This is a genomic window from Algoriphagus halophilus, from assembly GCF_041729275.1.
Lineage (GTDB): Bacteria > Bacteroidota > Bacteroidia > Cytophagales > Cyclobacteriaceae > Algoriphagus > Algoriphagus halophilus_A.
In genome coordinates, this window is record NZ_CP146486.1 from 4,707,485 (window position 1) to 4,721,023 (window position 13,539).

The window sequence follows — 13,539 nt, forward strand, 5'->3', positions numbered from 1 at the left end:
ATTCGGTCAATTATATTTTTTGAAAATGACAGAACAGTTATGGCCGCCAAATCCAAAGGTGTTGCTCAACGCGTAATTTATTTCTCTCTTTTGGGCTTTATTGAAAGTTAAATTCAATCCTGGATCAAAACTTTCATCATCCGTAAAGTGATTGATCGTAGGAGGAACTATACCATTTCTTATTGCAAGGATCGATGCGATTGCTTCAATAGCTCCTGCTGCACCTAGCAAATGCCCCGTCATTGATTTTGTACTGCTGATATTAAGTTTGTAAGCATGATCACCAAAAACAGTTCCTATTGCTTTGGTTTCACCTACATCACCTAATGGAGTAGAGGTTCCGTGCACATTGATATAATCAATGGCTTCAGGCTCTAAGCCAGCATCTTCAAGGGCCATTTTCATAACCGAACTAGCACCTAATCCTTCTGGATGGGGAGCTGTGATATGATATGCATCAGCAGACATACCTCCACCTACTAATTCAGCGTAGATTTTGGCCCCTCTTGCTTTGGCATGTTCGTATTCTTCTAAGATTAAGGCTCCAGCTCCTTCACCTAATACAAACCCATCTCTGTCTTTGTCAAAAGGTCTGGATGCTGTCTCAGGAGAATCATTTCTTTGTGAAAGTGCTTTCATTGCGTTAAATCCACCTATTCCGGCTTCAGTAACCGCGGCTTCAGATCCTCCACTGATAAAAATGTCAGCTTTGCCTAATCGAATGTAATTAAATGCATCAATAAGCGCATTTGTTGCAGATGCACAAGCAGATACGGTTACAAAGTTTGGTCCTCTGAAACCATATTTAATGGAAATAAATCCTGCACTGATATCTGCAATCATCTTCGGAATAAAGAAAGGATTGAAGCGGGGAGTACCATCACCTTTGGCAAAATCCGTCACTTCATCTTGAAATGTCTTTAATCCTCCGATCCCTGAACCCCAAATTACACCAGCACGAGATTTATCTATGGAATCTAAATCGAAACCTGCATCATTCATGGCCTCTTCTACAGAGATCATTGCGTACTGTGTGAAAGGATCCATCTTTCGGGCCTCTTTTCTGTCAATGAACTTTTCGAGATCAAGATTTTTGACTTCGCAGGCAAATTGAGTTTTGAATAGAGAGGCGTCGAATCTGGTGATCGGTGCAGCACCGCTCACCCCATTAACCAATCCGGTCCAGAATTCTTCTGCCGTATTGCCTATTGGGGTGAGGGCACCAATACCTGTTACAACAACTCTTTTTAAATTCATAAAATGAATTTATGGGTTATTATTTAACGTTAGCCTCAAGATAGGTAACTGCCTGTCCCACCGTACCGATTTGCTCAGCTTGATCATCAGGAATCGAGATATTGAATTCTTTTTCGAACTCCATGATCAATTCTACGGTGTCCAGAGAATCAGCTCCTAGGTCATTGGTGAAGCTTGCTTCTAAAGTCACTTCAGACTCTTCTACGCCAAGTTTGTCAACAATGATGGCTTTTACTTTTTGTGCAATTTCAGACATTTTGTGATCAGTTTAGTTAATAACACTTCGCAAAGAAATATATTTAATACCTAATTGGCAAAGAAAAGAACCAAGTAAATTTTATTATAAATGACTCTTCTGTTAGGTTGCGTTTAAATTTTTAACTTTGTCTCCATCTATTTTCTTCCTAAATGAAGAAGGCAAAATTACTAATTGAACATACCTATGATTTTGAGCTTCTTGGCCTACAGTCTCCTGTAAAAGACTATAAAATGGCCTGGCTGATCAATCGTGACCTAGATTTAAACTTGGTCCGGAAAGAAGATCTAGAATTAGAGTTTCTTACCGCTCCTAGTCTGAAAATATCACAATATTTCCTTTCTTTACCACATGGTTACATCCAGCTTTTGAAAAATAAGGCTTTAAATAATGAGCATCAAGTCACCTATCTTATTCCAGAGCTTCGATTTATGGATTATTTCCTTTTGGTACAAGATGATACCTTTCAGACGAGTATTCATACATTTGTAGATCAATTGGCTAAAAATTCGTTTGTTCAAAACGTTGTCAAACTGGATATTTCAAAATTAAAATCAAAAGAGAACCTGTTAACTTATTAATATTCCAATGAGCTATACTCAATTTAACAAGACCAAAATTCTTGCAACAATCGGCCCTGCATCTAATAACTATGAGACGATATCTAGTCTTGCTGCAGCTGGTGCGAATGTTTTTCGTCTAAATTTTTCTCATGGAAGCCACGAAATCCATAAAGAAGTAATTGAAATTATTCGAAAAGTAAATAAAGAAAATAATTTGAACCTGGGTATCCTGCAGGATCTACAAGGGCCTAAAATCAGAGTAGGTGAAGTAGAAAACAACGGAGTAGAAATCAAACCAGGAGAAAAAATAACGATTACCAATGATCCTGTAGTAGGTACGAGTACCTTGGTGAGCACCGTTTATCAAAATTTACCAAATGATGTGGTTACTGGTGATAGAATTTTAATTGATGACGGTAACCTAGAAGTGGTGGTCAATGATACGGATGGTAAAAATGTAAACTGTACGGTGATTCACGGTGGTATTTTGAAATCTAGAAAAGGAATAAACCTACCAAATACCAAAGTAAGTGCGCCTTCCTTAACAGAGAAAGATATTGAAGATCTTCAGTTTGGTCTATCTCAAGAAGTGGATTGGATTGCTTTGTCTTTTGTTCGCTCTGCTGAAGATATTGATGATTTGAGAGAAAGAATTCAAGCTGCAGGTAAGGTTTGTAAAATTGTTGCAAAAATTGAAAAGCCTGAAGCGCTTGAAAATATTGATTCCATCATCGAAGCTACAGATGCCATCATGGTAGCAAGAGGAGATCTTGGGGTGGAAGTTCCAATGGAAATTGTTCCTCTTTGGCAAAAGAAAATTGTTGAGAAATGTAAATTAGCTTGCAAGCCAGTAATCATTGCTACCCAAATGATGGAGAGCATGATTGTGAATCCAAGACCTACTAGGGCTGAAACCAATGACGTCGCCAATGCTGTGCTGGATGGCGCTGATGCAGTAATGCTTTCTGCTGAAACTGCTTCTGGAAAATACCCAGTCAATGCAGTGAAGGCCATGAGTAGCATCATCGGATATCTCGAGGCAAATGCAGAGATCTACCATAACTTGTATAAGATTCCTGAGGACGATGAGACATTCCTAAGCAATAACCTGATTTTGATGGCTTCCAGACTTTCCCGTAATGTGAAAGCAAAAGCAATTGTAGGGATTACTTCTTCTGGATTCACGGGATTCCGAATTGCTTCTCACAGACCATTGGCCAATATCTTTGTGTTTACCAGCAAGAAATCATTGATTACGCAAATGTCATTAGTTTGGGGCGTGAGAGCTTACTATTATGATAAAGTGGTTTCAACGGATGCTACTTTTGAAGATATTGAAAACACCCTGAAAGAGGATGGTCATGTGAATACGGATGACATCATCATCAATACTGCAAGTATGCCATTGAAAGTAGAAGGAAGAACCAATATGCTGAAAATTCATGTGGTTCGTTAATTTCTAAGAAAATGAAGATTTAAAAAGCCCTCCAAAAGAGGGCTTTTTTGTTTTCATCTCTTTTGAATGGTCTATCATTTTACAGTTCAATACTAATTATATACAGTTCAACTTCGATAGGCTACAATCCAAGAAGGTTGAAAAATCTAAATCCCTAAGTCATAGTTATTCAAGTAACTAACCTAAATAACTATGACTAACTATTTCAAATTTCTATTACTAGGATCAGTGTTTTTTATGATCCTTTCCTGTAGTGAAGATTATCAAGGACCATTGCCTTATCCAACTCTTACAGAAGCTGCCCAAGAGGCTGGCTTGACAACCTTAGTTTCGGCAGTCAATGCGATTCCAGGGTTAACAAATACATTACAAAGTCAATCTGAAATTACAGTTTTTGCTCCAACCAATGATGCTTTTGCAAATGCATTGAATGAATTTGGTGCTTCGGATTTAAATGATTTGGTTGCAAAGATCGGTGGAGCAGCAAATCTGGAAACAGTTTTGGGTTTTCATGTGGTACCTGCAATGGCCCTTTCAAAAAATTTATTTGAGGAAAATATTTTTACCACTGTATCGGGTCAACGATTAAGAGTAACTAATTCTTCAGGCGTGGTTTCCGTAATAGATGCTGCTGGAAATACTTCTAGAGTGGTACAAGCTGATGTCAGAATAGAAAATGGGGTGGTTCATGTGATAGATCGGGTTTTAATCCCAAGTATAGAAATTCCTAAACCTTCTTTAGTGGAAGCAGCTACCGACGCAGGATTGACTACTTTACTCAGCGCGGTTACAGCAGTTGACGGTTTGGCAGAAAGCTTATTATCTGCAGAGGCAATTACAGTATTTGCTCCTACCAATGAAGCTTTTGCGGCTGCGCTGGATGTGTTTGGTGCCTCAGATTTAAATGAATTAGTTTTAAAAATTGGAGGCCTTGAAAATTTAGAAAAGGTTCTAGGTTTCCATGTAGTTCCAGCAGTCGCTTTTTCTTCGGATTTAGCCTCAACTAATTCTTTTACTACCCTTTCTGGACAAACCATTATTGTGGAGAAAAGTGGATCTAATGTTTCTGTGACCGATCCATTGGGAAGAGTGGCTCAGGTAGTTGCTGCAGATATTGAAGTAGCTAATGGTGTGGTACATGTTTTAAATGGGGTAATGTTTCCGGATTTAATGTTGCCAAACATTGTTGAAGCAGCACAGGCTGCTAATTTGACTGTATTAATAGATGCGGTAACTGCGGCAGGACTTGGTAACGCACTGTTAGATGCAAATGCGATTACAGTATTTGCTCCTACTAACGATGCGTTTGCAGCAGCCTTGGAAGTTTACAATGTTTCTGATCTAAATCAGTTAGTTGCGAAAATAGGTGGGATTGAAAATTTACAAACAATATTAGGTTTTCATGTAGTGCCTGCTGTGGCTTTTTCAACTGATTTAGAGCCTTCCAATACATTTACAACGGTTGCTGGACAAGAATTAACAGTGACTTCTGGAGCTGGAGGCGTAACAGTAACTGACGCCTTAGGTAATACAGCCAATGTGGTTGCGGCCGATGTAGCTATTGAAAATGGGGTTGTTCATGTAATTGATGGCGTACTTTTACCTGAATTCTCTTTGCCTAACCTTGTGGAAGCTGCTACAAATGCTGACCTAACTGTGTTATTAGATGCAGTTACAGCAGCCAATTTAGGAGGAGCATTATTGGATGCTGAATCCATTACGGTTTTTGCTCCTACCAATCAGGCATTTGTAGATTTACTTGAAACCTTAAATTTAGGTTCCCTTGAAGAGGTGGTGGCCACCTTGGGAATTGATGCTGTTACCAAAATCCTGCAGTTTCATGTGGTTCCTACGACAGCATTTTCTTTTGATCTTGCATCTGGCTCACAGGAAGTACCTACCTTGGCAGGTGAAATGTTAACAGTGACCAAGTCAGGTTCTAATGTCTCGATAACCGATAAATCCGGAAATACTTACAATGTGGTTGCAGCGGATGTGGCCATCGAAAACGGGGTAGTTCATGTGATTGATGGGGTACTCTTACCAACTTTATAAAATTCATTCTTTGTAAATACTAATCTAAACAGAGGAGATATGCTCCTCTGTTTTTTTGTTTTGAACAATTGACCGGCTTACTAGTTAATTTTTTATTGAAAGAATGGAGAAATAAACCTCATTCCTTACCCATGAACCTACTTTTAATAACCAAAGACTCAAGATTAGCTAAACGGATGTCTTTTTCCATAGAGAAAATAAATCCGAATTATAAGGTTCTAGAAATCATTACAACAGAACAGAAAATGTTAAAAAAGCAGCATCCATTTCAATGGTTTGATTTGGTGTTTTGTGACTTTGATTTGCTTAAGGAATGGAATTTGGAGGATTTTTTAGAATTAAAATTGAAATTCCGTTAGTGTTGATTTCAAAATCAAAAAAATTTGAATCCAAGCCTTTGAATATAATTGCATCGATTTTTTAGTAAAGCCTGTTTCCGAAAAAGGCTTTCATACACATTTCAAAAATTAAATGGGTTTATGAACCTTGACTCAAGCCAATACTTGGATAGGCAACTGGTAGAAAGTTTGGTTTCTTCCTTTGAAAAAAAGAATTACAAAAAGAGATTTTTGATAAAAATCGGAGCCCGATTTGCCTTTGTTCCCACAGAAAAAGTTTCATTTTTCTTTTCTGAAAATGGGGTAACCTATTTGGTGGAGCATGGGTCCTCCCAAAAATACATCATTGATAAAACATTGAATGAGCTTCAGGAAAAGTTGCTTGACCCTAATAAATTTTATCGAGTGAATAGATCTACAATTATCAATTTGGATGATGTGGCCGGAATTAAACCTTATCTCAATGGCAGGTTGGTATTGTCATTAAATACTCGCAGCGAATTTGACCCAATTGTGGCCAGAGAGCGTGTCTCTGATTTTAAAGATTGGATCAACCAATAATTACTTCAGGTGATTATGGGGTTGAAATTTCATTGTCAGGACCTTTTGGACTGACCATGATCACTTTTTCTCGATCCACTTTTACTGAGCCAGCTGGAGAACCTTTTACTTTTCTGACAAATTTTGCTTCTGTATAAATCACAGGTGCCAGTGTTTCATTTTTATGTTTTGAATAAAATGCAGCAAGTTCTGCGGCTCTTTCCAATACCACCGATGGGATGGTAGGATGCCCTTTCATTTTAACGACCACATGGGAACCTGGAACCAATCGGGCATGAAGCCAAATGTCATCTTTATGGACGAAGCCCCGGAGCATCTCGTCATTGTCTTTGGATGATTTGCCTACCCAAACAGGGAAGCCCTCTACTTCGAAGGTTTTAAATGGAAGAGAGGTGGTAGTTTTAAGTATGGACTTTTCAGGAACCTCATTCTTTTTGAAGGTTTTTAAGCCTTTAAATTCATGTATTTGTTCAAGTTTGACCAGTTGCTCTTCTAGCTCCATCTTGAAGGCTTCCTTATTTTCGATGGTTTTTTCAATTTGCTGCCATTCCAATTTCCTGTTTTTATTTTTTCTATACAGTTGGGCTGCATAATCTTGTGGTTTCTGCTGAGGTTTTAACCTCACTTTGACCATTTTGCCGGAGTAAAAGTCCATCAACTCCACCTCTTGTTTATCAGAGGAAAACTCATGAAGATTTGCCATAATGACATCTGCCAATTGGGAAGGAGGAGGGGAGTTTTTTAACTCATCAAGTTTGGCAGAAGCCTTAGTTAGATAGGAATTGGTTTTCTTGAGTTGATCATTGAGCTTCTTCAATAGCTCATTTTTCTCCTTTTCAAAATTACCTTTGACGATAGCTAGATAAAAAGCTGGTTGACAGCTTCAATGGGATCTGAATATAGGTATGATGGGTTTTCTTCAGGCAATAAACTCAGTTGTACCCCATCGGAATTTTCCACCAAAGCAAAAGGGGGCTTCTAGGATATCGATGATTTCTTCCATCAAAATCCATTTTTTGTCAAGGTCAGCCTCCGGATACCCTCGTTCTTTGAGCCAGGCTCTGGGGATTTTCCCGAGCGTAGGTAAGAACTGGGATGCATTTCCGTTCAACTCATCAAACCTTGATCTGCTTAGGTCTTGATGAACAGGCAGGCTTTTCCAATCCAATATTTTATCTTCCTGAACCTCATTCCTGAAAAGCTTGGTAGGTAATTCCTCCTGATCCTCATAATAGATCACATTACTCCGGTTTGCATGAAGCTTAAACAACAATAGTTTACCGGAAGTAAGATTCATGATAAAAGAACGTTCAAAATCCAATACTTCACAGGAAAGGATGGTTTCTTCCAATAGTTCAGGGAAGAGATTGATGCTGTTCCTTTTGCTCTACGGAATTGATCCGGAAAGCTGAGGTAAATCTGTCGAGTTTTCAGGTGGGCCCTGATCCAACATTCACCTTTTTCACCAAGCGTTTCAATAATTAGCTCATCCTTACTTTGGGAAAAGCAGGACACAATTTTTTGGCCTTGAAATCGATGATTGAGTGCAGGGCAAAGGAATTTAAGAAAATGATAATTCAGGTGCATTAGGGCAAAGTTACCTCAAGACCATCGTAGGCCAAAGCAATTCCCGGAGGTAAATCTTTTTCTACTTCACTATGTAAGCCCAGTTTATGTGAAATATGGGTGAAATAAGTATTTTCTGCCCCTAGTTCTTTCGCCATTTCTATAGCTTCATTTAAAGTGAAATGTGAAATATGTGACTCTTTCTGAAGCGCATTGAGAACAATGACTTTACTTCCTTTGATAAGTTCTTTGGACTCGTCTGGAATGAAATTGGTGTCCGTGATATAAGTAAAGTCCCCAATTCTAAATCCCAATACTGGAAGTTTATAATGTAATACTGGAATAGGAGTGATGGTATGACCTTGAATCGTAAAAGGCTGGTCGGTTATTTCAACTGGTTCAATTTGAGGGACTCCAGGGTATTTTTTACTCGAAAACACATAGGCAAATTCTCGTTTTATTTGCTCTAAGACGGGTTTTCTTGCAAAAATGGGCATGTCTTTTTTCTGGGCAAAATTGAAAGGGCGGATGTCATCCAAACCAGCAGTATGATCTTTATGCTCATGGGTGAATAGAACGGCGTCCAAGTGATCAATTCCAGCGGAAAGAATTTGACTTCTGAAATCCGGTCCTGTATCCACGACAAGACTTAGATCTCCTAAATCAAAATAGATGGATGAGCGGAATCTTTTGTTCCGAAAATCCAATGAATTGCAAACTTCACAAGTACAGCCAATGACAGGTACACCCTGTGAAGTTCCTGTACCTAAGAAAATAGCTTTCAAAATTTTAATGTGGTTTGCCTTAATTCTCGAAGGAAATCTTGATTGCTTTTCTCTGAAAAGTCTTGGGGATTGAAATCAAGTTCTGCAATGATGTCTATCAATGCATTGATTTTACCTTCTATGGGGAAATATTTATTGATGATGACGATTTTGGTATCTCTAAGTACACAATATCCTGATTTGAAGTTGCCTTTTTCATAGCGCAGAACGTAGTCTGATGCTGCAAAAAGATTTTCTAGTTTATCCAGGTAATGTTTGGTGTACTTGACAGCCATTTTAATTCAAATGTTTTTTTACAGTTGCAAGAACTTTGTCGAAGTCCAGGGGTTTTTGAATGAAATCATCAAATCCGAATTTGCGTAATTCATCCATGGTGTAATTATGGACATTGCCTGATATCGCAATGATGGGGATTTTGGATTTTTTTCATCCTCTAACTTTCTGATTTTTTGTGTACACAAAGCACCGTCCATGACAGGCATACTAATATCCATCAGTATTAAATCAAAATCTTCCTTGTCAAGCATATCCAACACCTGCTTGCCATTTCTGGCAGCTTTCATTTGATAATTTTCAAAAGCAAGAACACTTTTTGTCAAATTAATAATCACTGAACTGTCTTCTCCGACAAGGATTTTTTTGTATCGCTCATGACTCAAAAATAGTTTCTTCATTTAAATATTCTCTGAAAATAAGAATTTCATTTTGCAACTGTTGAAGAATTTTTTTGTTTCTCCCCAATTTGAATTTTTAGCGAGCAATTCTCCTTTTTGCGAAAGCTTGAAAATCTTATTAGCACCCAGCGTTCCGCTGTTGCCTTTGATGATATGTAGGTGATCTTCAATAGCTTGTAAATCACTTGTGGAAAAGGAATTTTGAGACTCTTCTACCAATTTTTCACATTCATTCAAAAAGTCCAAGTATACATTTTTTATAATCTCAGTGCTATTATATTTCATGAGCTGCTTTACCACTTGGACATCAAGGACAAGATCAGAAAGTGTTTCTGAAATCGGTTCGTCTTTGGTATTTGAAGGGGATGTGTTACGGTTTAAGGCATCTTTAATACTTTCTATGAATTCTCTAGGCCGGATTGGTTTTACAATGAAATCATCAAATCCTTGGTCTAGAAAATTGTTTTTGTCTTCCAATTCCGCGAATGCAGTCACGGCTATGATGGGACTTTCAGAAAGTTTTGAAACTTTAATTTGTTTCATAGCTGTCATTCCGTCCATTTGAGGCATTTGGATATCCATCAAAATCAAATCAAAATTTTCGACTTTAAGAATGTCTAAAGCTTCTAAACCATTTTTCACACTTTTAAAACAACATAATTGCCCGATGAGATTCTCAAAAAGTTTACGATTGAGGTCATTATCATCAACAATAAGTACCCTTTTGCTTTTCATTTGGTAAGTTTGGATTTTAGATTTCCGCCTAAGCAAAGAAACCATTGGCAACACAAAATTATTTGATACTCGTAGTTGGCCCCACTGCAGTTGGAAAAACTGAATTATGCCTAAATCTAGCCAAAAAATTTAATTCAGAAATCATCTCCTGTGATAGCCGTCAATTTTATAAAGAAACAAATTTGGGGACCGCTAAACCTTCTATAAGTGAGTTAGAACAGGTTCCCCATCATTTTATTAATAGCCTTTCTGTGGAAACATCCTACGATGTCAAAATGTTTGAAAAGGACGCAATCAATTTGATAGAAAAACTGTTTTTCAAACATCAATTTTTGATTCTGACAGGAGGTTCAGGACTTTTCGCAGATGCGGTGATCAATGGTTTGGATGAAATGCCAGAAATCGATCCTGAATTTAGAAAGGAAGTTATCGAGGAGTTTGAAGAGAAAGGGTTGGAGTTTTTACAAAATGAAGTTGAAAAAAACGATCCGGAATATTTTCAACAAGTGGATATCAATAATCCTCAGCGATTGATGAGAGCAATTGAGGTATTTCGTGGGACAGGTAAACCCTTCAGTACTTTTCGGGTAAAGAAAAAGGCAGAACGCAACTTCAAAACCATTAAAATTGGTCTTACTAGAGACAGGGAAGAGTTGTATCAACGAATTGATGACCGAATGGACTTAATGATTGAAGCAGGGTTATTTGAGGAGGCAGCAAGCTTATTTGAAAAAAGACATTTAAATGCCTTACAGACAGTTGGCTATTCAGAGATCTTCGGATTTTTAGAGGGGAAATATGACAAAGAAGAAGCGATTCGTCTTTTGAAAAGAAATTCTAGAAGATATGCCAAAAGACAATTGACATGGTTTCGAAGAGATTCTGAAATCACCTGGTTTCATCCATCCGATGAGTCAAACATCATTGCTTATATCAATGCTCAAATAGCAGAATAACCTGAGATTTTGGCAACCCAATTATAGGGTGCTTTTTTAATCAGCAGGTTGTATTGAAGCTTGTTGATTTTGAGTGCTTTAATTTGCTCTAAAGTTTTCTTTGGGATTTTTTTATCAGCATGAACTTCCTTCCATTTTTTGGATATGATTTCCGGGTCGGCAATTTCGCCAAGAAAAATATCTAATTCCGGATGGTTGATGCCCAATTTTGAAGAAATTTCCCGTTGAAGATTTAGTTTTCTTTGCAAGGTAGTGCGGACAGTAAGAAAAAATAGGAGGCAAGCGCCTCCCAAAGTCAAGAAGATCGGAATGAACCCCATATTAGATACTTAAAATTTCCATCAATTTTAGATGCTCATTGCTTAACGGCTTTTCTTTTCCGATGCAATCAGCAAATGGTGTATAAACTATTTGCTGGTTCATTACGCCTGCCATGCAATTCATTTTTCCGGCAAGCAATCCTTCCACAGCTGCCATCCCGCATAAGCTTCCTAATACTCGGTCCCTGGCTGTTGGGCTACCTCCACGTTGGATATGGCCCAAAGTAGTTACTTTAAAATCTTTATTTTCATCCTTGATGCGTTCTTTTACTTTGTTCATAATGACCTCTGCATTGCCTTCCTCATCACCTTCAGCAACCACCACGATACTGGAAGTTTTGCTTTTGCGAAGGTTTTTCATGCTTTTGACCACTTTGTTTAGATCTGTTTTGGTTTCAGGAACCATCACGAATTCTGCTCCACCACCTATTCCACAATCTACTGCTATAAATCCAGCATCTCTTCCCATTACTTCTATAAAAAAGATTCGGTCGTGTGCCGCTGCTGTATCACGAATCTTATCAATAGCTTCTAAAGCGGTATTGACTGCAGTATCAAAACCGATAGTATAATCCGTTCCATAAAGGTCATTATCGATCGTGCCTGGGCAACCTACGGTTGGTATCCCGTATTCTTCCTGAAATATTTTGGCACCTGTAAAAGTCCCGTCTCCACCAATGGCTACAATGCCTTCTATTCCATTGGCTACCAAGTTTTCATAGGCTTGCTTTCGGCCTTCGGGAGTTTTAAACTCCATGGATCTGGCAGATTTTAAAATTGTTCCACCTCGTTGAATAATATTGCTAACGGAATGAGAATACATCTTTTTGATATCTCCTTCGATCATTCCTTCATATCCTCGATATATTCCGTACACATCCAGTCCCTTGTAAATTGCTGTTCGGACAACTGCTCTAACACAGGCATTCATGCCAGGACTATCTCCACCAGATGTAAAAACTGCGATCTTTTTCATTTTAATAGGTTTAAGGTTTCAAAAATAGGGATTAATGAAGGAATATTTAAAAAGGTTGATTTTAAAAGCATAAAAAAATAGGCTTTATTACCAAACAAGATATTTAGGTTAAAAACAGATTAATTTTTTATGAAAATGATCAAGCTTTCTTCTTCTGAGGTTCAAATTTCTTCAATTGGTTTAGGATGTATGTCTCTTCCTGAAGATTATGGGTTGAGCCAAAAAATAATAGATACAGCTATTTCAGGGGGAGTCAATCTTTTGGACACTGCAGATTTATACCAGAAGGGGCTCAATGAAGAAATGGTGGGTAAGTCTATTCAGGGCATAAGAAATCAAGTGGTACTGGCCACCAAAGTCGGGAATCAATTGCGTTCAGATGGGAGTGGCTGGGATTGGAATCCAAGGAAATCCTACATTTTAGAAGCGGTTGAAAAAAGCTTAAAAAGGCTACAAACAGATTTTATAGATTTATACCAGTTGCATGGGGGCACGATTGATGACCCCTGGGAGGAAACCTTGGAGGCATTTGAACTACTAAAAGGGCAAGGTAAAATCCGCGAGTTCGGTATTTCTTCCATCCGCCCAAATGTAATTCGAAAAGTATTGCAGGATTCTAAACCTGCCACCATCATGATGCAATATTCTCCATTGGACAGGAGGCCTGAGGAAGCTGCTTTTCCTTTGATTTCTTCAACTGAAACAAAGGTTTTAGTACGAGGAAGCTTAGCCAAAGGCATGTTGATCAACAAGCCTTCTGAGGATTATTTGGACAGGTCTGAAAAAGAAGTGGAAGAAATGAAAGAGTTTATCCATGATTCTGGGTTTTCTCCGGAAGCCTTTTTAATAAAATTTGGGCTGAGTCCAGATGCAGTAGGTTCCTTGATTATTGGGGCAAGTTCTGTGGAGCAAGTTCAAAAAATGTTGAAAGGGTATGAAGAAAGTTTGTCTATTCCAGAGAGGATAATTGCTGATTTTAAAGAAAAGTTTAGTCCAAATTATTATCAGCAGCATCGATAAAAATTGAGTTGCCCACTGAAA

At 38.1% G+C, this 13,539-nt stretch carries 16 protein-coding genes and 1 pseudogene; 7 read left to right on the forward strand and 10 right to left on the reverse strand.

The window, feature by feature from the left end; translation table 11 throughout:
* Positions 1-6: 6 nt before the first annotated feature.
* Positions 7-1,257: a beta-ketoacyl-ACP synthase II gene (gene fabF / locus V8V91_RS25215; protein WP_373397797.1), complete on the reverse strand. Its 1,251-nt coding sequence runs from the start codon at positions 1,255-1,257 to the stop codon at positions 7-9.
* Positions 1,258-1,276: 19 nt separating this feature from the next.
* Positions 1,277-1,513: an acyl carrier protein gene (locus V8V91_RS25220; protein ID WP_057940051.1), complete on the reverse strand. Its 237-nt coding sequence runs from the start codon at positions 1,511-1,513 to the stop codon at positions 1,277-1,279.
* A 152-nt stretch (positions 1,514-1,665) separates the two neighbouring features.
* Here V8V91_RS25220 and V8V91_RS25225 point away from each other — a divergent pair, with 152 nt between their 5' ends.
* The 5 genes from V8V91_RS25225 to V8V91_RS25245 all read left to right on the forward strand — a co-directional run bounded on the left by V8V91_RS25225 (position 1,666) and on the right by V8V91_RS25245 (position 6,486).
* Positions 1,666-2,094: an IPExxxVDY family protein gene (locus V8V91_RS25225; RefSeq protein WP_074223523.1), complete on the forward strand. Its 429-nt coding sequence runs from the start codon at positions 1,666-1,668 to the stop codon at positions 2,092-2,094.
* 7 nt (positions 2,095-2,101) lie between these two features.
* Positions 2,102-3,532 (forward strand): pyruvate kinase, encoded by a 1,431-nt coding sequence (gene pyk / locus V8V91_RS25230; RefSeq protein ID WP_373397798.1) that lies wholly within the window; start codon positions 2,102-2,104, stop codon positions 3,530-3,532.
* Between the two features lie 192 nt (positions 3,533-3,724).
* Entirely contained in the window at positions 3,725-5,587 is a 1,863-nt protein-coding gene (locus tag V8V91_RS25235; RefSeq protein ID WP_373397799.1) for a fasciclin domain-containing protein, read from the forward strand.
* Positions 5,588-5,718: 131 nt separating this feature from the next.
* Positions 5,719-5,946 (forward strand): hypothetical protein, encoded by a 228-nt coding sequence (locus V8V91_RS25240; RefSeq protein WP_373397800.1) that lies wholly within the window; start codon positions 5,719-5,721, stop codon positions 5,944-5,946.
* A gap of 120 nt (positions 5,947-6,066) precedes the next feature.
* Entirely contained in the window at positions 6,067-6,486 is a 420-nt protein-coding gene (locus tag V8V91_RS25245; protein WP_373397801.1) for a LytR/AlgR family response regulator transcription factor, read from the forward strand.
* 13 nt (positions 6,487-6,499) lie between these two features.
* On the opposite strand, the gene V8V91_RS25250 is transcribed toward V8V91_RS25245, so the two are convergent.
* The 6 genes and pseudogenes from V8V91_RS25250 to V8V91_RS25275 all read right to left on the reverse strand — a co-directional run bounded on the left by V8V91_RS25250 (position 6,500) and on the right by V8V91_RS25275 (position 10,291).
* On the reverse strand, positions 6,500-7,303 hold the full coding sequence (locus V8V91_RS25250; protein ID WP_373397802.1) for an NFACT RNA binding domain-containing protein: 804 nt from the start codon (positions 7,301-7,303) through the stop codon (positions 6,500-6,502).
* Positions 7,304-7,405: 102 nt separating this feature from the next.
* Entirely contained in the window at positions 7,406-7,837 is a 432-nt protein-coding gene (locus V8V91_RS25255; protein WP_373397803.1) for a hypothetical protein, read from the reverse strand.
* Between the two features lie 235 nt (positions 7,838-8,072).
* Positions 8,073-8,837 carry an MBL fold metallo-hydrolase gene (locus tag V8V91_RS25260; RefSeq protein WP_373397804.1) on the reverse strand — a complete coding sequence of 255 codons (765 nt, stop codon included), beginning with the start codon at positions 8,835-8,837 and terminating at the stop codon, positions 8,073-8,075.
* Positions 8,834-9,112 carry a hypothetical protein gene (locus V8V91_RS25265; RefSeq protein ID WP_373397805.1) on the reverse strand — a complete coding sequence of 93 codons (279 nt, stop codon included), beginning with the start codon at positions 9,110-9,112 and terminating at the stop codon, positions 8,834-8,836. The genes V8V91_RS25260 and V8V91_RS25265 overlap by 4 nt, the downstream gene beginning before the upstream one ends.
* Before the next feature lies 1 nt (position 9,113).
* Positions 9,114-9,511, reverse strand: a pseudogene (locus tag V8V91_RS25270) (response regulator).
* Positions 9,512-10,291: a response regulator gene (locus V8V91_RS25275; RefSeq protein WP_373397806.1), complete on the reverse strand. Its 780-nt coding sequence runs from the start codon at positions 10,289-10,291 to the stop codon at positions 9,512-9,514. It abuts the pseudogene before it with no gap.
* Here V8V91_RS25275 and miaA point away from each other — a divergent pair.
* The gene (gene miaA / locus V8V91_RS25280) at positions 10,291-11,202 is read left to right on the forward strand and encodes a tRNA (adenosine(37)-N6)-dimethylallyltransferase MiaA (RefSeq protein WP_373397807.1); all 912 of its coding nucleotides are present in this window, start codon (positions 10,291-10,293) and stop codon (positions 11,200-11,202) included. The two genes, V8V91_RS25275 and miaA, sit on opposite strands and share 1 nt — an antisense overlap.
* On the opposite strand, the gene V8V91_RS25285 is transcribed toward miaA, so the two are convergent.
* Complete coding sequence (locus V8V91_RS25285; protein WP_373397808.1) at positions 11,187-11,450, reverse strand: hypothetical protein; 264 nt, start codon at positions 11,448-11,450, stop codon at positions 11,187-11,189. The genes miaA and V8V91_RS25285 overlap by 16 nt on opposite strands.
* A 73-nt stretch (positions 11,451-11,523) precedes the next feature.
* The gene (gene pfkA / locus V8V91_RS25290) at positions 11,524-12,498 is read right to left on the reverse strand and encodes a 6-phosphofructokinase (RefSeq protein WP_373397809.1); all 975 of its coding nucleotides are present in this window, start codon (positions 12,496-12,498) and stop codon (positions 11,524-11,526) included.
* 135 nt (positions 12,499-12,633) lie between these two features.
* Between pfkA and V8V91_RS25295 the strand changes: the two genes are divergently transcribed.
* On the forward strand, positions 12,634-13,518 hold the full coding sequence (locus tag V8V91_RS25295) for an aldo/keto reductase (RefSeq protein WP_373397810.1): 885 nt from the start codon (positions 12,634-12,636) through the stop codon (positions 13,516-13,518).
* The last annotated feature ends 21 nt before the right edge of the window (positions 13,519-13,539 follow it).